Source organism: Ruegeria sp. AP7 (assembly GCF_056539905.1).
This window is the reverse complement of the sequence record NZ_JBQFVT010000007.1, coordinates 62,767-84,168: the sequence shown is the minus strand read 5'-3', so window position 1 is coordinate 84,168 and position 21,402 is coordinate 62,767. Positions and strand designations below refer to the sequence as shown.

Here is a 21,402-nt window from a genome sequence, read left to right as displayed (position 1 = left end):
TTAATTCTCCCGTTTCGTTGAGTTGCATGCGCCATCAGGCGCGCGCCCGCTTGCGTTGCGGGTCTATGAATGGAATGTCCGAGACCGTCGCGCGCAGGCGTTTCATCCGTCCGTCGAGCTGTCCGATCTCCAATTGAGTGCCGTTTTCCGCCTGCTCGACCGACAATCGGGCCATCGCAATCGCATGCTCCAGCATCGGTGAACGTATAGCCGAGGTCACCACACCCACCTGCCGTTCTCCCGCGTAGACCGGGGCACCGTGGGCTGGCACGTCATCGCAACCGATCAGCAGCCCTTTGAGCACCCGGCGCGGGTCGCGTGCGTTGCGTTGCAGAGCCGACTTGCCGGTGAAGTCAGACTTGGTCAGATCGACCGCAAAGCCCAATCCAGCCTCGAACGCATCGACGCCCGGTGCGAATTCGGCGTTTGCGGCGGCCAGACCTGCCTCAATCCGGATGATGTCTAGTGCGGCTGAACCCATTGGGGCGATCTCGAACTCTTCGCCGGCTGCCATTACCGCATCCCAGATCGCGACAGCATCGGATTTTGAGCAGAAAACTTCATACCCTAATTCGCCGGTATAGCCCGATCGCGACAGCATGAACGGCGCACCTTCGCGATCGTTCAGCCGTGCGACGGTGACACCGAACCATTTTAGATGATCCAGGCTGGGGACATGCGGTTGGGTAAAAGCGATCTTGCGTAGCAAGTCGCGCGATTTCGGCCCTTGAATAGCCAGGTTTGGCATCGTTCCGCGCAATGCGTGGACCCGCACTTGCAAGCCGCGCACGTCTGCCAGTTCTTGCAACACCCGCCCGCTTTCCTCGGACCCACAGCACCAACGGAAAATCTCGGGCGCCAGACGGAACAAGGTGCCATCGTCAATGACCGATCCACTTTCGTCGCACATCAGCGTGTAAGATCCACGCCAAACCGGCAGTTTTGCCACGTTTCGAGTGGTGGCCAGTTGCAGCAGCGCCTCGGCATCCGGGCCGACGATGTCGAATTTGCGCAGACCGCTCATGTCCTGCACTGTCACAGCCTCGCGGCAGGCCCAATATTCACCCAAAGTACCATGGGCCGGGTAACTGACCGGTGCCCATAGATCACGCGCTGGCGCGAAATGCTGGGTCAGCGGGGCCAGACGGTCATGAAAAGCGGACTCCTGGCTGATCGACATGAGGGCGTCTTCCTTTTCGCGATAGGCAACCGCACGGCGGATCGGTGTTTCAGGGCGGTAGATACGTACATGCACATCCGTCGGGTTCCAGCCGTTGATCGGATCAATGTCGTCTGGACAGGCGGTCGAGGTGCAGACCAGATCCTCCAACGCTCGCATGGCAACATAATCACCGGGGCGCGAACGGGATTCTTCAGTCAGGATATGATGCGAAGCCGGGTCAACCCACGTGCTCCAGAAGAAATTGATTGCGGGCCAAGCGGTCCGCTTTTTGACACCGTAGGGCACTAGAGCATTGGTCATGTTGTCGGAACAGTTTAGATGGCCGGGAAAGCCTCTCTCTTCGTAACCACGAGCGGTGCACGCCAGACCGAATGTATCGTGTTGACCACAAGTGTCCTGAACCAGATTCAGTAACGGGCGCATATCGCGATCAAAGAATTTATCCAGCAAACCGGGGCCGGGAAAAGCCCGTCTAACCATGGACCGAGTGGCAGTGGAGTCGATCATCCATTCCTCGCCACGATCCAGGCCATCAGCCCGCAACGCCATGAAATCGGAACATTGCTGGCCTTCAACATCGATGATTTGAACGAATTCGCCAGCTTTAAGCTCATACGCCATGGCGCTGCCGCGAGGGACGGTGAACTCGTCTCGTGTATCACCCAGCAAAGGGGGCATTTGCACATCACGTTTGGCTGCGGGTTTGTGCAGAACCGTCACAATTCCGGCGCCTGAGCCTTCGATTAGCCCGGCAACTCCGACGGGTCGGATCAACCAGACCGTCATCGTCTGACTGGCACGCATAATCACTGGCTCGGATGATTGATCAAATCTGCAACAGGGAACCCGCTGATCCCCATCCCGCGCTGCTATCCAACCCGAGAACCGGGCACTGTCAAAACCGTCCCATTCAACCAACCCGGTTTGGCTCAGCCCAAGCGCCGCAAGCATCGGCTGCCCACCCTCTGCCAAAGCAGCGAGATCCAATGGCTGCATTGAACCAGCCCCTTCTACTGACAGCAAATCTCCGGGTTTGATCGACAGCTTCACCGCCTCGCGCGGAGACAGGACATGCGTGTGTGCGTCAAGGGCATTTGGGAAGCCCGGGAACCGGCGACCGGGGCCGTCGTACCCCGTGTTAGTAAAAGCATGCAAAACCGTAGACCCGTGCATGGTGCAGCCAGATTCCCAAAATGTAACTAGTTACAGAGCTTGATGAAACCAGTTACATATGTCAACTCTTTACTTAGAAATCGGCAAGACGGGCCCTAAAATCAGTGACGCAGAAAACCCCCGAGCCTAAAAAACGCTCAAATCTCAGAGATGTAGCAAAAGCAGCGGGCGTGTCCGTCGCAACGGTGTCCAGGGTGCTGAATGAACCGACCGTGGTGAAGAAGGAAACGCTCGAAAAAGTTCAGACCGCGATTTCCGAGCTAAAATTCGTTCCTAGCGCGGCTGCCAGGGCAATCAATTCTGGTCGCACCCGCTTTGTTGGGGCTTTGGTCCCTACGCTGGACAATGCGATCTTTGCCCGATTCCTTGCTGCTCTGGAGCGTAAGCTATCAGACCATCAGTTGTCTCTGATCGTTGCGACAACCGAGGCGAGCCTAGAGATTGAAGCCGAGAAAGCCAAAAGCCTGCTAGATATCGGGGCAGAAGGACTGATCATCACTGGCATTACCCACAGCCTGGCGTTTCACGAACTGATCGAACGGGCGTCGTTGCCAACGATCGTCACGTCTTTCTTTAATCCGGAAAATCCGCTGCCGACCATCGGGTATGATAACGCGGCTGCGGCGCAACTTGCCCTAAAACACCTTGTTGAACTCGGACACCGAGACATTGCGGTCGTGCATGGCCCCGTTAACGATAATGACCGTACCCGAGCGCGCCTAACCGGCCTCAAAGCCTTTCCCTTCGACGGAAAGCTCTCAACCTTCGAGACCGAGATCAGCCATCAGGGCGGCGCAGACGCTGCAAAACACTTGGGCAATCTAAGCACCAGGCCAACGGCAATTCTATGTCTTTCCGATGTCGTCGCCCTGGGGGTTTTGCTTGGTCTTCAGGCGCAAAATATCATCGTCCCGGACCAAATTTCCATGGTCGGGGTTGACGATCTTCCAACTTCGTCTGTAACCGTTCCGCCACTGACAAGCGTACATTTACCGGTTTCTCAGATGGGTGAACGCGCGGCGGACGCACTTGCCAACTGGATCACGACTCATCAGGCGCCCAAATCCGAAGAGTTGTTTACACAACTCGTTGTTCGGAACTCTACAAAACGTTGTTGAGGCAAGTGGGCCAGACCAGACATTGGCCGACCCGTTCGATATCGGGCTTCAGTGTCCCGAAAGCAACCGTTGGAAGGATGTAATTACTGCCGGGACGTACGCAACTATATGCGCTCCTTGCTGTCTTTCGGATGTGCCATTTTACCCGCGTTTGTTGCCGCCCATTCATGCATGGCCTGCAACAAGGGGATCAGACTTTGCCCCAATGAGGTCAGACTGTATTCCACATGTGGAGGGATAGTCCGAAAGTCCTTGCGGGACACAAAGCCAGCGTCCTGTAGCTCGCCAAGTTGTCGGGTTAGAGTGCGGTGGGTGATGCTACCGAGGTTGCGCTGAAGCTGATTGAACCGTGAGGTTTCCTGCGCCAGCCAATAGATGATCAAGAGTTTCCACTTACCCGAGATCGCTTCTATCAGTGGCTCAATCAGACAGTTTTCATCTGGTTCGCGCGTTGCCATAGCGGTATCCTATATGACCGTACTTGTCGTTTTGATCTTGTATTTTTAACTACGCCTCAGACTTGCGGAACGCAACGAGGAAGAAGATGACCCAGAAGAAAGTCGTGATTGTCGGCGGTGGATATGTTGGCTTTGAGGTCGCCAAAGCACTGGATGGATACGCTGATGTCACGCTGATCGAGCAACGCGAAGCCTTTGTGCAGCCGCCAGCGACCATTCGTGCACTTTTGCAGCCCGAATTGTTGGATCAGATCATTCTGCCCTATGATCGTTTGCTGATGCGCGGACGCGTCATTCGCGGTCGGGCCTCAAGGGTTACACAATCCGAAATTACGTTAGAAGACGGAACCATCTATACCGCCGATTACATCGTCCTGGCGACAGGTTCGTCCTATGCTGCGCCTTTCAAACCTGAAGGTAACAGCATTAAGGATTTTCGCGAGGCGAGTGCTGAGGTTAGTTTGCAATTGTCGTCAGCAAAGTCGGTTGTCATCGTCGGAGCAGGTGCGGTCGGCGCCGAGTTGGCAGGGGAAATCGCCGCAGCTCAACCCGACAAGGACATCACATTGGTTTCTTCAGATAACACTTTGTTTCCAATGTACCCGGCAAAGTTGGGCGCGCAGTTGAAACGCAAGCTGGAACGCGCAGGCGTGAACATCGTTCTGGGCCAAAGAGCGGAAAACTTGCTACACTTGGACAGACCCTATGCCGGGTCGGTCAAATTGACCGATGGCCGGGTGTTTAGTGCTGACCTGGTGTTTCCTGTGATCGGATCCAGGCCAAATACGGCTTTGGCGCAAACGCTTTCCGGGGTCACCACGGCACCTTCTGGCCGGATTCAAACCGACAAATGGTTACGCCCTTCCAAGCACCCGAACGTCTTCATCGCAGGAGACATTGCCGATATCGGTGACGGTATGACCATTGTGGCAATATCCCGACAGAATCCGTGGCTAATCAAAACCTTGAAACAAACACTGAAAGGCCAGGCGATCGAGGATCTAAAGCCATATGTGCCATGGAAAAAAGCCCCGATCTTACTGCCCCTTGGTCCCAAAATCGGGAACAGCTGGCTATTTGCGACTGTTGGCGATTGGGTCACGCGCCAGATGAAGGGAAAAGACCTTTTTATTTCGAAGTATCGCAAGGCGTTCGGGCGATAGGATGGGCTGAAACCCCCACAATTCACCTCCCGACAAGAGACTACCAGGACATAAACTGATGACACTTGTCGACCTTCCGAAATTTCCAACGAGCCACGGGTATATGAGTGAGCGCGTTCAGCAGGCATATATCACAGCTGCGATCGAAAATGGACTGCTGCCCGCTGACGCCCACCGCATGGCAGAGGTTGTTTCGCTAACTGCACCGGGCGACACCTCAAAGCCGATTCAGTTCTGGCAGCTATTCTCTGTCTTGGGACAAGATGCAATTGTTGGCGTAGTCACCAGATTCTATGAACGCGTGTTTGCCGATGAGCCCTGGTTCACATCCGTCTTCGAAAGGGTTGGGGGATTGCACCACCATGTTGCGACCCAGGCCTCCATGTGGATCGATGTCATGGGGGGTGGTCCCTATTACCACGGCGCTGAGTTCCGGTTGAACTTTCATCACGCGCATAACGCTATGGCACTGATGAATGACAAGGGGGCAGAAAGATGGGCCACCCTGATGCGACAGACGTTGGATGCCTCTGCGGACCTGCTCACAGATGATCCACGCTTGCGGATCAGCCTCAACACGTTCCTGTCATACTTCATGACAAAATACGCCGAAGAATTCGCTTTCCAAGATCGGCACATTTTTGGTGAAACGAACGGACAGCTAAAGCGCCGGATAAACTTCCTGAGAATGACGACCGCAGCAATCGAAAATTTGAGCACGCAAGAGCTAAGCGACGCGCTGGCTGAGCACGGTGTGGACGTGTCCCAATATCCGGACAAACAGGCACTTGTTGAAAAAGCGTTGATGATGTGACGCCTGCAATCCAAGCCAGACACCTAATCACCCCGCCGAAACAACTGGCAGCATCACAAACACTTATATTGAAGCTGCCAGACCGGTTCCGATGATTGTCCCTTGTGCCGTGCAGAAACCGCGCCGCTTGGAAAGAGCCGCTATTTAGCTTGGCTTGAAATTTGATCCGGAAGAAAACATGCGCTCCGAACCAAACAGGCTGCAGGTCAGGTCATTTTCTTTAGTATCCACGCACAGGGTTCACGATATTGACCAATCTCTCGCCGCGTATCCAGCGATCCAGGTTCTGAATAAACAGATCAAAAGAAGCCTGTTCCCATTCGGCATAAACCGATGAGCAATGCGGTGAGATGACCACGTTCTCAAGAGCCCAGAGCGGGCTTGTTTCGGGAAGAGGCTCGGTTTCGAACACGTCCAATACCGCCGCCGCCACATGCCCTGCACTCAGTGCTTCGTGAAGGGCAGCTTGATCCACCACACCGCCGCGTGAAACATCCGCGAGGATGACGCCTTGCTTCATCGCCGCAATCTCTCGCGCACCGATCAAGCCGCGTGTCGCTGGAATTAGTGGGGTCGAGACCGCAATGAAATCCGCAAATGGCAGAAGGTCATGCAGTTCATCCGCTGCGTGCACCTCATCGACGTTTTTCATCGGCTTGGGACGCGCGCGGGTTCCCAGGACTTTCATTCCAAAGGCCTTGGCGCGCGCCGCCACCGCCTGACCGGTATGACCCAGCCCGATGATCAGGAGTGTTTTGCCCGCCAACGGCCTGACCGTACGCGCGTTCCAGTGCCGCGCAGCCTTGTCTTTCTGCAGACCAGGCACATCCAGGGTAAAATGCAAAAACCCGCCAAAGATATATTCCGCCATCATCCCAGCGGCCACACCCGCAGCATTGGTCACGATAGTCCTCTGAGGGTCCCACAGGCCGTAATGATCGGTACCCGCCCCACCATTGGCAATCCAACTTGGGCCTTGCGGGCCAAACAGCGCGTCGCGCGGATAGCCAGGCGTGCCCGCGAAACGAACCGAATAGACGACCTCGGGCTTATAGCTGTCGATCAGCGCAGGAAGGCCCTCATAGCTGTTGCATTCACGATAATCTGCCTTTGGGAATACGGCGCACAAGCTTTCGGCAAGCGGTGCCGTGTCGCTGTTGTGCAGAATGATACGCGGGGTGTCAGACATGGTTTTCCTCCACGGAAGCACGGACATGCTGTTCCATTTCACGAAATGTGGTCTCAGGCCGCATCAGCCGCCCTGGCATCTTTCGCGGTGCCGCGAGTGGCAAAGGCACAATCCACAGTGACTCGCCCTGCCATCACACCTGTTGCAGCGGCTACCATGCGAACCGTGTCGATCAGCAGCGTTACGCCCGAGTTGAGAGCACCTCGCAGCATGTCCTGGCATGCGAGCGAGAGCTCGGCGACCCGGTCAAAACTCATAGCCTCTCTCTTTCCAAAAGCTGACCGAACCCCGGCAAGGCTTCGCCGATTCCAGCAAGCTGCATCGCACGGAAAGCCATTGCTTGATTAGACGTGATTACTGGTTTGCCCACAGCTTGCTCTAAATGGGCGATGATTTCGACGCTGCGCATGTCAGTGCAAGACAGCACAATCGCATCGGCCTCGGGATGGTTGGCGGCAAGGCCCAAATCGAACACCGCCTGCGGGTCCAGTTCGCCCTGTCCGTAGTTGTCCAAATCACTGTCCACCTCTGAGCGGATCAAGGTTTCAACACCCATTTGTGCCAGAAATTCGACGGCCATGTCATTGATCGCGGGCACATAAGGCGAGGCAAAGCCGATACGCCCCACCCCCAGTGTGGTCAGCGCGTGTACCAAAGCGCCTGCCGCCGTCACAGTTTGGGCACCACTCGTGGCTTTGATCCGTTCAGAAAGCCCTCGGTCAAATACCGGGCCGTGCGTAAGCGTAGCCGAGGTACAGCCATAAAGGATCACATCCGGACGTACACCCTGCAACAGATGCAGCGACTCGTCCAAATCCGCTGCGCCCAGCCCGTGCATCTGGTCTGCATCGGGGACCTTGTCCTGATCATAGCCCCCCATACGGGCGAAATGCATCGACACGCCATCGGGGCGCAACAGTGTCATGTCGGGTTCGAGATTTGTATTGGTGAAAGGCACCAGAACACCAAATCGGGCACGCCCACGAGAATTCGTCATGATAATCCCTCCTTTACCAGGCGCTCCAGAAGGCTCGCAGCAATGTCGATTTGATCCGCGACACCGATAGTTACACGTAGGCAATCGGCAAGCCCAGCTCCGGCTTGCCGGCGCAAAAACACGCCCTCTGCCCGAAGGGCATGATCGGCGTGGTGCGCCGCTTCAGGGCTTTCCATATGGATCAGGACGAAATTGGTAAAACTTTCAGGCACGTTTAGCCCGGCCTGAAGCAGCCGTTGGCGCAATCCGTCGCGCAATCTCGCCGTTTCCCGACAGGTTTCGCGCATGTAGCCTTGATCCAAGAGCGCAGCTTTTGCAGCCGCCTGGCCGGCAATCGTGTTGTTGTTGGGGTTCATCACCTTGCGAAGCTCTCGGGCGATTTCAAGTGGAAACAAGCCCCAACCTACGCGCATCCCGGCCAGACCATACGCCTTAGAGAAGGTACGCAGAACCACCGTATCGCCGCGTTCGACCAGATCGAACACGGGCTCTCTTATATGATCTGTGAACTCGGCATATGCTTCGTCGACCACCAGTAGGGTATCGCGCGGCAAGCCTTCGCGCAGACGTACCAGTTCGGCGCGCGGGATGCGGGTGCCAGTAGGATTGCCGGGATTGGCAACGAAGACGATACGGGTGTCGTCCCGGATAGCTGCAAGCAACGCATCGACTGAAACGCGCTTGTCTTCTTCCGGAGCGTCGTCATAGCGCGCTCGTGCTATCTGCGCGGCAGTTCGGAAAAACGGGTAGGCATGCGCCGGGGCCAGCACCGAATTGTGCTCATCCGCAAACGCTTGTGTGATGCATGAGATCAGCTCCATCGAGCCACAGCCACACAGGATGCCATCGGCAGGGATACCATGGAGCCTCGACAACGCTGCGCGAAGCTCCCCCCAGTCTGGGTCGGGGTAGAGATTTCCGGCTTCCAGCGCTTTTGCGGCCGCGTCAATCGCGAGGGGACTGGGAGGGCGTAGGCTTTCATTTTGAGAGAGCGAAATCAGGGGCTTCCCCTTCGGTGCATCAAGCTGAGCCAGCGCATAAGGTGATATCGCGGATATATGCCCAACCGAACGGATCATGGTTTGTACCCATAGATATCGCGCGCAGCTTCTTGACTGATCAGCCCTTCGTCCAGATCGCGGCGAACGTCGTTCCGACTACGCTCATGCGGATCTCCAAAACCGCCACCACCCGGTGTTTCGAAAAGCAAGGTTTCTCCTGCCTTCACGCGAACCTCACCTTTTCCAGGCAGATCTGGTCCGTCATGGCCGATGCGGATGCGCCCCGGTGCGCCAGGACCCCCTCCCTGACGCCCGCGCGCAGGGTTTAAGACACGCTCGACCGAAAGAAACACCATGAATTCTTCGTCCTGCGACGAGCGTACTTCGATATGTTGACCTAAGCCGCCTCGTGTTCGCCCGGGTCCGCCGCTGTCCGGAATGAGCTCGCGCCGTGTGATCAGGACAGGCGCGACCGCTTCGGTCGTTTCCACCTGACTTCCCCAGACACCCGACGGAAAGGCGGTAGCCGAGAGCCCATCCAGATCAGGCCGCGCCCCGGTTCCACCGCTGAATACAAGCTCCAGCGCAAACTGCTCATCCCCGCGAGACACCGCCTCGGGTGTATGGCGCAGCGGCAGGTCATACATGCATGATGCCCCCTCGGCCGGGACAGAATCCGGCAGCGCCTGCGACAGGCAGCCATAGACCAAATCGGGTGTCATCTGCCCCAGTGTATGGCGCATGGCGACCGGTGCGGGTGCTTGGGCGTTCAGAATACAGTTCTTTGGCCCCGTAACGTGGAATGCCTCAAGCGAGCCCGCATTGTTGGGAATGTCCGGCCCGATAATACAGCGAAGGGCAAACACCGAATATGCGGTGGCGTAATTGAGCGGCACGTTGATACCCTTTTTTGACAGGCCGGAAGTGCCGCTGAAATCCAGATTAACGTAATCTTCACCGATGGTCAGGGTCGCATGAAGATCAATCTCCTGCTCATACCCGTCTACCTTCAGCATAGTGTGCCACGTCCCTTCGGGAAGTTCGGCAATGGCCTCAACGGTGCCACGATATGAAGTATCAATGATGTAGTCGGCTAGTTCGTCCAGATGGTCGATACCGAACTCATCCATCATGCTGGCAAGTCGCGCGGCACCAGTCTCGCAACACGCGATCAGCGCATAGATATCGCCTTCATTGGCGACGGGTTCGCGAGAGTTGGCTTTGACTATCTCCATCAGAAGTGTGTTTAGATTGCCCGTATCCACTAGCTTACAAGGAGGAATGAGCAGCCCCTCGTCAAAGATGTCAGCGCCCTCTGGCCCCATTCCCAGCCCGCCCAGATCGACTAAATGCGAGGTGCAGGAGGTAAACCCGACCACCTGATCCCGAAAAAACACCGGCATCATCAACAGGAAATCGTTCAGGTGCCCAGAGGCTATCCATGGATCATTCGTTAAGTAAATGTCGCCGGGCCTCATATCCTGAAGCTGAAAGCGGCCGCGCAGTGTTTTGACTGCTTCAGCCATAGTGTTGATATGGCCTGGCGTGCCGGTCACGGCCTGTGCCAGCATTCGGCCCTGTAGATCGAATATGCCAGCGGAAATGTCACCGCACTCGCGCACGATGGGGCTGAAAGCTGCGCGTATCAGCGCCTGACCTTGTTCCTCTACCACGGCCAATAGCCGATTCCACATGACCTGCAGGCGAGTATTCGACGTGCTCATCGGTTGCCCTCCCGTTTGCGTATGAGCCAAATGTTACTGCCGCCATCCAAATGGGCTGAGAAATCTGCGCTGACGAATGTCGTGGTCTGCGGCTCGATAATCAGGGCAGGCCCGCTCACTTGGTCGCCGGGCCTGAGCGCTGCGCGCTCGTGGATCTCCGCCTCGCGCCACTCACCGGTGACATCACACAGGATGCGCCGCTGCCCATCTGGCCGCGCAGGATTTTTCTCAAGCGTCTCGGGGTAATGCTCCAGCGCGGGTGGCTCTGACGTGACCTCCAGCGCCCAATTCAGAACCTCGATAGTCATGCCTGGCACTGCGCGGCTGAATTGGCGGCTGTATTCCTCCTCGAACGTCTTGCGAAGCGCAGGAATATCCGCCTCTTTCAAAGCCCGGTCAGGTAGCGTGATTTCAATCTCATGCCCTTGCCCATGATAGCGCATGAAAGCCTGCCTTTGCCGGGTTAGTCGCCCTTCTGGTGCGCCAGCCCTCACAACGGCCTCAGCCTCACTGATCATTGCGTCGAAGAAGGCATTAAGCCCCTCAAGGTCGAGCGCCTCAAGGGTGCTATAGCGCGAGCGGATGATTTCAAACGAGACCGGAGCAAATAGGAACCCCACCGCCGAACCTACCCCTGGATCACGCGGGACCAGAATGCGATCGACTTGTGCACGCCGCGCCACCCTTGTGGCGTGCAGGGGGCCATTGCCACCAAAAGCGATCATCAACCGAGCGCCCAGATCCTTGCCAGATTCCACCGCATGCATCCGCCCTGCGGCAGCCATGTTCTCATCCACGATCTCGCTGACCCCATGGGCGACCTGTGCGCTGTTTAGCTCCAGCGCCTGCCCGATCCCCGACGCAAGCGCAGTTTCAGCCGCGTCCGTATCGATCCCAAGCCGTCCCTCAGCAAAACGCCCGGGTTCAATCAGCCCCTGCACCACATCGGCATCTGTTACCGTCGGATTGGTTCCACCCTTGGCAAAGGCGGCGGGTCCGGGCTCGGATCCCGCACTTTCGGGCCCGACCTGCAAGCGGCCTAACCGATCCACATGCGCGATCGAACCGCCACCTGCTCCAATCTCGATCATTTCGATCACCGGAATGCGTACAGGCATACCTGAACCCTTGATGAAACGCGCCGCACGCGCGATTTCGAATTTTCGGGCTGTCTGCGGGCGATATTGGTCGATCAGGCACAGCTTGGCAGTCGTACCGCCCATGTCGAAACTCAGCACTTCGCGCTCGCCGGTCTCGGCGGCGATGCGCGCAGCCAGAATGGCGCCCCCTGCAGGACCGGATTCTACAAGTCGGATCGGCAGGCGCGCGGCGGTTTGCATCGTGGTCATGCCCCCACCCGCAGTCATCATCAGGATCGGGCATTGCAACCCCTCATCGCTAAACCGTGCTTGGAAATCAGCCAGGTAGCTTTCCATCTGAGGCTGGATATAAGCGTTGGCAATAGTGGTTGAGAGCCGGTCGAACTCGCGCGCCTCGGGGCTGACCTCGTGAGATAGCGAAATAGTTAGATCGGGTATCGCCGCCAGTAGAAGTTCACGCAGCCGCAACTCATGTGTCGGGTTGGCATAGGCATGCATAAGGCAAATGGCCACGGCCTCAGCGCCGCAAGCAGAAAGCTCTTCAGCCAGTTGGGAAACAGCCCCATCATCGAACGGCTGTAACTCCAGCCCGCGCGCGTCCATTCGGCCTTTAATCGTAAAAGCGCGCGCACGCGGCACGATCAGATCAGGTTTAACAAGATTGATCTCATATTGGTTGTAGCGGCGCTCATAGGCGATTTCGAGAATGTCTCGAAACCCTTCGCTCGTCACAGTCGCCACAACTGCTCCGCGGCGCTCGATCAACGCATTGGTGGCCAGTGTCGTGCCATGGATAAAGCCGCTGATCTGAGGCCAGTCCGCCCCGGTTTTGCCCAACACGTACTTAGCACCCGCAAGCGCCCCAAGTGTCGGGTTTTTCGAGGTGGTCGGTGTTTTGGCAGTGGCAAGGATATGACCTTGCTCATCGACCAAAACCGTATCGGTAAATGTACCGCCAATATCAACGGCAAGGCGCAACCCGTTCTTGTTGTGCATCTAGAAAAACCAGAATATCAGGAGAGGCAGAAGAGTTGAGGATGCCCGGTCCAGCAAAAGCCAAATCGGTTCATTACCAGCGTCAGTTTAGACGACCAGATCACAGCCGGTTTCCCGACGTCCCAGTTTTGCAATCATGATTTGCGCCATGTTTGGCCGCTCTTACTCTTTTCCATGCCCAAAACGCTGCCCGAGTACCGGACTGGCTGTCAACAAAAATGTGGACATGTCCCGCAAGCATGCGGGTGCGTCAGCCAAATTCGAACCAGCCTCAGCTAGACCAATAGGGCCGTCCTTTAAAAAACGCGAAGATCGCGCGATCTGGATGAGCGGCCGTGCGCTTTAATTTGAATACACCCCCGTTGGCTAGCGATCTTTCCTAATTGATGTGGTTCTAAACAAAGGAATGAACGACAGCGAACTTCTGCCGATTTCGCATGCGCTTGAAACGCCGCATCGCGCGTTCGCATCGTAGGAAAGGAAGATGTGAATTCTCGACGCGGTTTTTGAGCCACCTGCCCGTCTGTTGTTTTTCGAGTGCACCCAGCTCTCTGAGCGCGGCTCTGTATGAGGCGAAGTGATCCGTGACGACGTTTTCCGCATTACCGTGCCGCTTCATCAATTTCCTGAGGAATTTCAATGCCGCCTGCTTGTTTCGACGTTTGGTGACAACTGCTTCCAGTATCTCGCCTTCGTGATCTACGGCCCGCCAAAGATAATGCCGCTTACCATTCACCTTCACAAAAACCTCATCCACTTACCACTTCCGTTTGGAGAATACGCGCAGCTGCTGAACACGCTTTCTTCGGATCTCAGCAGCAAACATTGGGCCAAACCTGTTCCACCGATACCGGACAGTTTCGTGGCTCACGTCGATGCCTCGCTCGTGTAACAAGTCTTCGACATTTCGAGGCGAGAGCGGGAAGCGGATGTACAGCATCACCGCAAGGCGGATAATCTCGGGGCTGGTTTTGAAGTACTTGAAGGAGGCAGGCCTGGTGATGGACAAAAGCTACGCAACACCCCTGCCCGCCTCAAGCCAAGTTCTTCTGACAATACCTTGCCGTCAATTGATGTTCTGCAGGGACACAGCCTTTTTTACCTCTGGGCGAGAACTCAAGCCGGTTGAGATTCTTTTGGAATAATCGCCCCCGAATGCATCACGATCTGCGACGCGAGAGAATGCCCGTACTTCATGGCTACGCTAGTATCTCCGGTCTGCAGAAAACGGCCCAGAAAACCACCATTAAAACCATCTCCCGCCGCAGTTGTGTCGACCACTTTGTCCACCGCTTGGAACTGCTTATCTGGTTGCGGGCCTTTCAAGCATAGCGGACCTCGATGACCACGTTTCAGAGCCCCATTTTCGATACCATATGTCTGGAAGCGTTTGACAACCTGATGTTCTGAAATCTCGTCGAACAGGGTCAACTCATCATCCAACGAGGGCAAAGCAATGTCACATTGTCGCCAAGCAGCTTCGACCGCGGTCAAAGCAACGCTCTTTGATGGCCACAATGACGGGCGATAGTTGCTGTCGAAAACAAACTTTCCACCCATTGTGCGATAAGTTGGCAACCAATTTAGAAAGGCGTGACGGATATTCTCATCTAGAATCGCAAGCGTGATTGCCGAGGCGTAGACAACGTCATATTTTTCGAGGGACTGAAATGGATGACGTTCATTCTGCTGAAAGAGCAGACGCGCGGCGGATTGATGGCGCCAGTATTGGAAACTGCGCTCTCCGGATGGATCTGTTGCGATAGCATAGACACCGGGCAATCGACCTTCGATCCTTCCCAAATCGTTGATGCCAATTCCCTCCGCCTGAACAAATCGAGAGATTTCGTCAGAGAAGTGGTCGCTTCCCAGCAGACTGACAAGACTGACACTGTGTTTGGCAGGCAAGGTGCGGCGTAAATAGATCGCTGTGTTTAGCACGTCACCCGCAACTCCGATTCTGGCTGTACCGGGAATGGTAGTGGCAATCAGTTCCATCATGACTTCACCGATGCAGGCTACTTTAAAAGATTTCATTGGCCGTACTCCTTACCGGAACATTGCTTTGCATCAGTGATTGTGTCTGAGGGCGAACTTTCGTTCGATGTCCTGAAATTTAGGTGCTTGACCTAGTACCATGCCTTCCGAAAAGGGTCGGACAGAGTCTCGGAACATTTGCTGCCATGGGGTTTGGCTTGCTGGGGCCTTGAAGCCTCCCGCGTTTTCAAGCGCCCTTCGTCGGTCAGCCAATTCTTCATCGGCGATCAATACATTGACCGTCCGATTGTTCAGATCTACCCGCACCCGATCTCCGGTCTGCAATATTGCGAGACCACCGCCATCGGCTGCCTCGGGCGAAGCGTTCAGGATTGAAGCGGAACCGGATGTTCCCGATTGCCGCCCATCTCCGATACAGGGAAGGGCGTGAACGCCTTGTTTGATGAGGTAGGACGGCGGTCGCATGTTTACAACTTCAGCACCACCCGGATATCCAATAGGCCCTGCACCCCGCATCACCAGAATGCAATTTTCATCGATTTCAAGTTTCGGATCATCAATGGTTTTGTGAAATACCTCTGGCCCGTCAAATACAATGGCGCGCCCTTCAAACGCGTTCGGATCGTTTGGATTGCAAAGATAGCGCCGGCGAAAGGCATCACCGATGACCGAGGTTTTCATAATGGCGCTGTCAAACAGATTGCCCTTCAGATTGAGAAAACCGGCATCCTGCAAAAGAGGATTTTCCACCGAGCGAATGACATCGGGGTCTGCGGCCTCAATCCCGGAGTTGTTTTGGGCGATCGTCTTACCGTTGGCGCAGATCACATCCGGATGCGGCAGCAATCCTGCGCGCATTAGCTCAGCGATAACAGCAGGCACACCACCAGCGCGGAAAAAGTCCTCACCCAAATACTGGCCTGAGGGCTGAACATTTGCCAACAGCGGAATGGCGTGACCCAGACTTTCCCAATCATCATTGGTCAACTCGATACCCAGATGGCGGGCAATTGCGTTCAGGTGAATCGGCGCGTTGGTCGATCCCCCCAGCGCAGAGTTGATGACGATGGCATTCTCGAACGCTTCGCGGGTCATGATCTTGCTCGGACGCAAATCCTCTCGCACCATTTCGACAATGCGCAAACCGGTAAAGTAGGCCATTTGCCCACGTTCCCGATACGGCGCGGGAATGGCGGCAGAACCCGGAAGTTGCATACCCAGCACCTCGGCGAGCGAGTTCATGGTGGATGCGGTTCCCATTGTATTGCAATAGCCAACTGAAGGGGCGGATGAGGCGGCAAGCTCAAGAAACTCTTCTGCGTCGATTTCACCAGCCGCCAGTTGTTGCCGCGCCTGCCAGATAACACTTCCCGACCCGGCCCGTTCACCCTTGTACCACCCATTCAGCATTGGCCCGACTGACAGCGCAATCGCAGGAACGTTCACGGTCGCCGCAGCCATTAACAGCGCAGGCGTTGTCTTGTCGCATCCAATGGTTAGCACAACCCCATCAATAGGATAGCCAAACAGTGTTTCCACTAGGCCCAGATAGGCCAAGTTCCTGTCCAGCATGGCGGTTGGGCGTTTTCCAGTCTCCTGAATCGGATGCACCGGGACTTCCAGCGCAATACCGCCAGCGGTTCGAATGGCCTCGCGCGTGCGCTGCGCGAGCTCAAGATGATGACGGTTGCAGGGCGAAATGTCGCTGCCGGTCTGGGCGATCGCGATGATCGGCCGGTCTGACCTCAATTCTTCCAGTGTCAGCCCGTAATTCAGGTATCGTTCCAGATAAAGAGCCGTCATCTCGGGATCATCGGGATTGTTGAACCACTCACGCGAGCGCAGCTTGGTCATGTCACCGCCCCACCCATGCGCCGTCTTTGGCAGCCGAGGATTGGGCCGCTGCGATAAACCACATCCCGTCCAGACCGTCCTGCAAATTCGGGATCAGCGCATTATCGGTGCCCGAGGAAATCACATCGGCGATGTCATTGTAGAGCGTTGCAAAACCTTCCAAATACCCTTCGGGATGTCCTGGCGGGATGCGCGTCCAATCCGGGCCCGTTCCGGCCCCACCCCGGGTCAGAATCTGTTTCGGTTCGCCAAAGCGCGTGTAGCTCATGTGGTTGGGGTTCTCCTGTGCCCATTCGAGCCCACCTTTGTCGCCATAGATGCGCAGGCGCAGACCGTTTTCGCAGCCCACCGCCACCTGACTGGCCCAAAGCATTCCCCGCGCGCCGCCTTCGTATCGCAGCAGGATATGTGCGTTGTCGTCCACCTTTCGGCCAGCGCCAAAGCTTTGCAGATCCGCAGACAGCGCCTGAACCTTCTGTCCGGTAACAAAATTGGCCAGATTGAACGCATGGGTGCCGATGTCACCAATTGCTCCAGCCCCGGATCGGGTCGGGTCGGTGCGCCAACCTGCCTGCTTGTGGCCTTCCTGCTCCAGAGGTTCAGTCAGCCAGTCCTGCGCATATTCCGCTTGCACTAGCCTGATTTGCCCCAAATCACCGCGCGCAACAATGGCGCGGGCCTGCCGGATCAGCGGGTAACCCGTGTAGTTGTGGGTCAAAAAGAACCGGGCCTTGCTGGTTTCGGCCGCAACCTTAATCGCATCAGCTTCCTCGTTGCTGGCAGCAAGAGGTTTGTCGCAAATCACGTGGATACCCGCATTCAGAAACGCAGCGCTGGGACCAGCATGCATGTGGTTGGGGGTCACGATGGCAACCGCATCAATACCATCTGGGCGCACCGCCTCGGCCTTTGCCATATCCTCGTAAGAGGCATATGACCGGTCCGGCGCGATTCCAAGTTCCGCTGCACTGGCCGCCGCCCGATCTGGATCCGAGGACAGCGCCCCGGCAACCAGTTCAAACCGCCCGTCGATACGGGACGCAATCCGGTGCACGGCGCCGATAAAGGCCCCTTGCCCGCCACCAACCATGCCTAGTTTCAAACGTGTCATAGCCCCAACATTCCCTTGATCATTACCTCATCCCGCTCGCCACCGGCAAAGTCGTCAAAGGCTTTCTGCGTGACCTCGATCAGGTGTTTTTCAATGAATGGGGCGCCTTCGGCCGCGCCTTGTTCGGGGGATTTGATGCAGCATTCCCATTCCAGAACCGCCCAGCTGTCAAAGCCGTATTGGGTCAGTTTCGAAAAGATCCCGGCAAAATCCACCTGGCCATCGCCAAGCGACCGGAACCGGCCCGCGCGGGTTACCCATCCCTGATAGCCAGAATACACACCTTGCCGCCCGTCCGGATTGAACTCGGCGTCTTTGACATGAAATGCGTTGATGCGGTCATGGTAGAGATCGATGAACGCAAGATAATCCAACTGCTGCAACAGGAAGTGGCTGGGATCGTAGTTGATCATCGCCGCCTCGTGCCCACCGCAGGCATCGACAAACATCTCAAACGTTGCACCGTCAAACACATCCTCGCCCGGATGGATTTCGAACCCGATATCCTGCCCGTGATCGGCATAGTGTTTCAGGATAGGAATCCACCGGCGACCAAGTTCGGCAAAGGCTTCCTCGATCAGCCCGTCGGGCCGCTGTGGCCAAGGGTAAAGAAACGGGAACGCCAGAGAGCCGGTGAAACTGACCGTGTGCTTCAGGCCCAGCCGTTCGCTAGCGATCGCGGCTTTCTTCATCTGATCCACTGCCCATGCCTGACGCTTGGCCGGGTTACCGCGGCAGTCTTCCGGCGCAAAGGCATCAAATGCTGCGTCATAGGCCGGGTTTACCGCGACCAATTGGCCTTGCAGGTGGGTCGACAGTTCGGTGATCTCGACCCCTGCATCCGTACAAATACCTTTGACTTCATCGCAATAGGTCTGACTGTCAGCGGCCTTGTCCAAATCAAAAAGACGCGCGTCAAAGGTCGGTATCTGAACCCCTTTGTACCCAAGCCCGGCGGCCCAGGCTGCGATTTCAGAAAGTGAGTTGAACGGCGCGTCATCCGCCGCGAATTGCGCCAGAAACAGAGCTGGCCCTTTGATCTGAGTGCTCAATTCGGTCTCCTTGATGTTCGGACGTCAAAGGCTGTGAAGGGCGCTACGGTCGGGCACTTCCAGACATTGCATGGGTGAAATATCGGGGTTCTGGATCGCCTGAATTGTGGCCTTGGCAAGAAATGCTCCGGTCGTATCCACGTTCTCGTGCACCACAATGATCTCGGGGCGCACAAATTGCAGCATTGGAATGGCCTCTTTCGACACGATGTCGAAATCGCGCCCAACCCGGAAATCCAGGCTTTCCATTCCAGCCACAACCGCCATGGTTGCGTTGGTCGAGGCGCATATGAACCCGTCTATCTTGGGGTCTGCAGCCATCTTTCGCGTCGCCCATTCACGGGTTTCGAATGTGGTGGCATCGCTGTGCACCTGTTGTGCAACATGCAGATTCACACCCTGCTTTTCAGCAGCCACCTTTGCCCCGTTCACCATTGCCAATGCATAGTTCTGGTCAAGCGGAGGGGCGACCAACACAAGATTCCGACGTCCCTTGCGAACAAGTTCATCAACCCCCAGCCGTGCATATGTAAAATTGTCGAAATCGTAATAGGCATGCTGTCCGGCCCATTTGGTACGACCATGGGTGGCAAAGGGAAACTTGCGCTCCATAAGGTATCTGGCGCGCGGGTCCTCGGTCCGGACCTGGTTGAAGATGATGCCATCTGCAGTCTGATTTTCGACGATATATCGCACCGACTCCATTGGATCATCATCGGGCAGGATCGGAATCACGTTCAGATGATAAGGGGTCTCGCGAAGGGAAACCCCGATCGACGATAACAGGCGCGCAGTGACATTCATCATTTCACGTTCAGTCGACATCACCAGTGAGATCACATTGGTGCGTCCGGTCCTCAGACCAACGCCAGCGCGGTTGGGGACATAACCGAGTTCTTTGGCGATCTGCCGAATCTTTTTCTTGGTTGATTCGCTAATATCAGGCGCATCCGCCAATGCGCGCGAAACGGTGGGAACAGCCATTCCACTCACTTCCGAAATGGTCTTGAGGGTCGGCTTCCGAGAGCTTGATTTGGGCGCAGGGCTTTTATTTTTCATCGTTATTACCTTCGCTTTACTGAGGCCGATCAGAACTGCAGGGCGGTATCTGATGGCGCTAAATTTATCCAGCAAGAAAACTGTTGCAAGCACAATCTAAAACGTTATAGAAAAATCTACAACGATTTAGTTGGGAGGAAAATGCTATGAAGATCAAAGCCGCACTGGCAACCACTGCAGCACTTGTTAGCGCTAGCGCTGTTGGCGCAGCCGATCTTGAAGTCACCCATTGGTGGACTTCAGGAGGTGAGGCGGTCGCCGTTTCGGAATTCGCCAAAGCCGTGAATGAAAAGACCGAGCATAACTGGGTGGACGGCGCGATCGCCGGATCCGGTGGTACGGCGCGCCCCATCATCATCAGTCGCATCCTTGGTGGTGACCCAATGGCGGCGACGCAGCTGAACCATGGTCGTCAGGCGGAAGAGCTGATTGAAGCGGGTCTGATGACGGACCTCACCGACTTGGCCGAGGCCGAAGGTTGGAAAGACTTTGTATACCCCTCGTCCCTGCTACAGGGCTGCACCTACGAAGGGCGTATTTACTGCGTTCCGGTAAACATTCACTCGACCCAATGGCTGTGGCTCAGCCACGACGCGTTTGAAAAGGCCGGTATTGAGGTACCAAAGGACTGGTTCGAATTCGTCGCTGCCGCACCCAAGCTGGAAGAAGCCGGATTGGTGCCGATGGCACAGGGTCAGCAAGGCTGGCAGCAGGCGATCGCGTTCGGCGCATTGTCAATCAGTGTGGTCGGGATCGACACCTGGAGCAAAGTTGTCGTCGAAAAGGATGCCGACGTTGCCGGCGGACCGGAATATGCCAAGGTGTTCCAGGCTTCGGCTGACGCCCGCGAACTGGCACGCAACAGCAACGTTCAGGACTGGAACCTTGCCACCAACATGGTGATCACAGGTAAGGCGGGCGGACAGATCATGGGCGACTGGGCTCAAGGCGAGTTTGCCGTAGCTGGTCAAGTGGCAGGCGAAGACTACACCTGCCTGCCAGGTCTGGGCCTGAACCAGGTCATCGACACCGGTGGCGACGCGTTCTATTTCCCCGTCGTCGACGACCCTGATGTCAAGGCCGCACAGCTTGAGATGGCCTCGATCCTGATCTCGAAGGAGGCGCAGGTCGCCTTTAATCTGGCAAAAGGTTCGCTGCCCGTCCGGGGTGACATTGATCTGTCGACGGCAAATGACTGTATGCAGAAGGGTCTTGCGATCCTTGCAGCGGGCGGCGTGTTGCCCAATGCGGACCAAACTCTGTCTGCTGACACTCAAACTCAGATCAAGGATCTGATGGCCGAGTTCTGGGCTTCGGACATGACCGCCGAAGATGCACAGGCCCGGTACGCGTCGATTATCGCGTCTGCCGACTGAGCCCGACATGTCGGGGCGCGCCTCTCCCCCCGCGCC

The 21,402-nt window shown here is 56.3% G+C and carries 17 protein-coding genes and 1 pseudogene; 4 read left to right on the top strand and 14 right to left on the bottom strand.

Annotated elements, in window-relative coordinates:
- Positions 1–34: 34 nt before the first annotated feature.
- Complete coding sequence (locus ACR0KN_RS13990) at positions 35–2,356, bottom strand: DUF1989 domain-containing protein (protein ID WP_480654356.1); 2,322 nt, start codon at positions 2,354–2,356, stop codon at positions 35–37.
- A 104-nt stretch (positions 2,357–2,460) separates the two neighbouring features.
- Here ACR0KN_RS13990 and ACR0KN_RS13985 point away from each other — a divergent pair, with 104 nt between their 5' ends.
- Entirely contained in the window at positions 2,461–3,474 is a 1,014-nt protein-coding gene (locus ACR0KN_RS13985) for a LacI family DNA-binding transcriptional regulator (protein WP_480654354.1), read from the top strand.
- A 104-nt stretch (positions 3,475–3,578) separates the two neighbouring features.
- Here the strand turns inward: ACR0KN_RS13985 and ACR0KN_RS13980 are convergent, their stop codons facing one another.
- On the bottom strand, positions 3,579–3,932 hold the full coding sequence (locus tag ACR0KN_RS13980) for a winged helix-turn-helix transcriptional regulator (protein WP_480654352.1): 354 nt from the start codon (positions 3,930–3,932) through the stop codon (positions 3,579–3,581).
- A 62-nt stretch (positions 3,933–3,994) separates the two neighbouring features.
- Between ACR0KN_RS13980 and ACR0KN_RS13975 the strand changes: the two genes are divergently transcribed.
- Together ACR0KN_RS13975 and ACR0KN_RS13970 are read left to right on the top strand one after the other, a co-directional pair.
- Positions 3,995–5,095, top strand: a complete 1,101-nt coding sequence (locus tag ACR0KN_RS13975; RefSeq protein ID WP_480654350.1) for an NAD(P)/FAD-dependent oxidoreductase — start codon at positions 3,995–3,997, stop codon at positions 5,093–5,095.
- Positions 5,096–5,153: 58 nt separating this feature from the next.
- Positions 5,154–5,909, top strand: a complete 756-nt coding sequence (locus ACR0KN_RS13970) for a globin domain-containing protein (protein ID WP_480654348.1) — start codon at positions 5,154–5,156, stop codon at positions 5,907–5,909.
- 220 nt (positions 5,910–6,129) lie between these two features.
- On the opposite strand, the gene ACR0KN_RS13965 is transcribed toward ACR0KN_RS13970, so the two are convergent.
- From ACR0KN_RS13965 to ACR0KN_RS13910, 12 genes and pseudogenes are all read right to left on the bottom strand, one after another.
- Complete coding sequence (locus tag ACR0KN_RS13965; protein ID WP_480654346.1) at positions 6,130–7,098, bottom strand: D-2-hydroxyacid dehydrogenase; 969 nt, start codon at positions 7,096–7,098, stop codon at positions 6,130–6,132.
- 53 nt (positions 7,099–7,151) lie between these two features.
- A complete protein-coding gene (locus ACR0KN_RS13960) occupies positions 7,152–7,355 on the bottom strand; it encodes a hypothetical protein (protein WP_480654344.1) in 204 nt (67 codons plus the stop codon).
- Positions 7,352–8,095 (bottom strand): maleate cis-trans isomerase family protein, encoded by a 744-nt coding sequence (locus tag ACR0KN_RS13955; protein ID WP_480654342.1) that lies wholly within the window; start codon positions 8,093–8,095, stop codon positions 7,352–7,354. Before ACR0KN_RS13955 ends, ACR0KN_RS13960 begins: the two co-directional genes overlap by 4 nt.
- A complete protein-coding gene (locus tag ACR0KN_RS13950; protein ID WP_480654340.1) occupies positions 8,092–9,174 on the bottom strand; it encodes a pyridoxal phosphate-dependent aminotransferase in 1,083 nt (360 codons plus the stop codon). The genes ACR0KN_RS13955 and ACR0KN_RS13950 overlap by 4 nt, the downstream gene beginning before the upstream one ends.
- The gene (locus tag ACR0KN_RS13945) at positions 9,171–10,820 is read right to left on the bottom strand and encodes a hydantoinase B/oxoprolinase family protein (RefSeq protein ID WP_480654338.1); all 1,650 of its coding nucleotides are present in this window, start codon (positions 10,818–10,820) and stop codon (positions 9,171–9,173) included. The genes ACR0KN_RS13950 and ACR0KN_RS13945 overlap by 4 nt, the downstream gene beginning before the upstream one ends.
- A complete protein-coding gene (locus ACR0KN_RS13940; protein WP_480654336.1) occupies positions 10,817–12,916 on the bottom strand; it encodes a hydantoinase/oxoprolinase family protein in 2,100 nt (699 codons plus the stop codon). The genes ACR0KN_RS13945 and ACR0KN_RS13940 overlap by 4 nt, the downstream gene beginning before the upstream one ends.
- A 382-nt stretch (positions 12,917–13,298) precedes the next feature.
- Positions 13,299–13,919: pseudogene (locus tag ACR0KN_RS13935) on the bottom strand (IS6 family transposase); the annotation flags it as partial.
- Between the two features lie 113 nt (positions 13,920–14,032).
- A complete protein-coding gene (locus tag ACR0KN_RS13930; protein WP_480654334.1) occupies positions 14,033–14,953 on the bottom strand; it encodes a sugar kinase in 921 nt (306 codons plus the stop codon).
- 33 nt (positions 14,954–14,986) lie between these two features.
- A complete protein-coding gene (locus tag ACR0KN_RS13925) occupies positions 14,987–16,768 on the bottom strand; it encodes an IlvD/Edd family dehydratase (protein WP_480654332.1) in 1,782 nt (593 codons plus the stop codon).
- Position 16,769: 1 nt separating this feature from the next.
- Positions 16,770–17,879, bottom strand: coding sequence for a Gfo/Idh/MocA family protein (locus tag ACR0KN_RS13920; RefSeq protein WP_480654330.1), 1,110 nt, complete (start codon positions 17,877–17,879; stop codon positions 16,770–16,772).
- On the bottom strand, positions 17,876–18,931 hold the full coding sequence (locus ACR0KN_RS13915; protein ID WP_480654328.1) for a sugar phosphate isomerase/epimerase family protein: 1,056 nt from the start codon (positions 18,929–18,931) through the stop codon (positions 17,876–17,878). The genes ACR0KN_RS13920 and ACR0KN_RS13915 overlap by 4 nt, the downstream gene beginning before the upstream one ends.
- 24 nt (positions 18,932–18,955) lie before the next feature.
- A complete protein-coding gene (locus tag ACR0KN_RS13910; protein ID WP_480654326.1) occupies positions 18,956–19,990 on the bottom strand; it encodes a LacI family transcriptional regulator in 1,035 nt (344 codons plus the stop codon).
- A gap of 146 nt (positions 19,991–20,136) precedes the next feature.
- Here ACR0KN_RS13910 and ACR0KN_RS13905 point away from each other — a divergent pair, with 146 nt between their 5' ends.
- Positions 20,137–21,366, top strand: a complete 1,230-nt coding sequence (locus ACR0KN_RS13905; RefSeq protein WP_480654324.1) for an ABC transporter substrate-binding protein — start codon at positions 20,137–20,139, stop codon at positions 21,364–21,366.
- The last annotated feature ends 36 nt before the right edge of the window (positions 21,367–21,402 follow it).

Coding starts and splice junctions, on each gene's coding strand:
- ACR0KN_RS13990 (WP_480654356.1), bottom strand. CDS start 2,356: ATGCACGGGTCTACGGTTTTGCATGCTTTTACTAACACGGGGTACGAC.
- ACR0KN_RS13980 (WP_480654352.1), bottom strand. CDS start 3,932: ATGGCAACGCGCGAACCAGATGAAAACTGTCTGATTGAGCCACTGATA.
- ACR0KN_RS13970 (WP_480654348.1), top strand. CDS start 5,154: ATGACACTTGTCGACCTTCCGAAATTTCCAACGAGCCACGGGTATATG.
- ACR0KN_RS13965 (WP_480654346.1), bottom strand. CDS start 7,098: ATGTCTGACACCCCGCGTATCATTCTGCACAACAGCGACACGGCACCG.
- ACR0KN_RS13960 (WP_480654344.1), bottom strand. CDS start 7,355: ATGAGTTTTGACCGGGTCGCCGAGCTCTCGCTCGCATGCCAGGACATG.
- ACR0KN_RS13955 (WP_480654342.1), bottom strand. CDS start 8,095: ATGACGAATTCTCGTGGGCGTGCCCGATTTGGTGTTCTGGTGCCTTTC.
- ACR0KN_RS13950 (WP_480654340.1), bottom strand. CDS start 9,174: ATGATCCGTTCGGTTGGGCATATATCCGCGATATCACCTTATGCGCTG.
- ACR0KN_RS13945 (WP_480654338.1), bottom strand. CDS start 10,820: ATGAGCACGTCGAATACTCGCCTGCAGGTCATGTGGAATCGGCTATTG.
- ACR0KN_RS13940 (WP_480654336.1), bottom strand. CDS start 12,916: ATGCACAACAAGAACGGGTTGCGCCTTGCCGTTGATATTGGCGGTACA.
- ACR0KN_RS13930 (WP_480654334.1), bottom strand. CDS start 14,953: ATGAAATCTTTTAAAGTAGCCTGCATCGGTGAAGTCATGATGGAACTG.
- ACR0KN_RS13925 (WP_480654332.1), bottom strand. CDS start 16,768: ATGACCAAGCTGCGCTCGCGTGAGTGGTTCAACAATCCCGATGATCCC.
- ACR0KN_RS13920 (WP_480654330.1), bottom strand. CDS start 17,879: ATGACACGTTTGAAACTAGGCATGGTTGGTGGCGGGCAAGGGGCCTTT.
- ACR0KN_RS13910 (WP_480654326.1), bottom strand. CDS start 19,990: ATGAAAAATAAAAGCCCTGCGCCCAAATCAAGCTCTCGGAAGCCGACC.
- ACR0KN_RS13905 (WP_480654324.1), top strand. CDS start 20,137: ATGAAGATCAAAGCCGCACTGGCAACCACTGCAGCACTTGTTAGCGCT.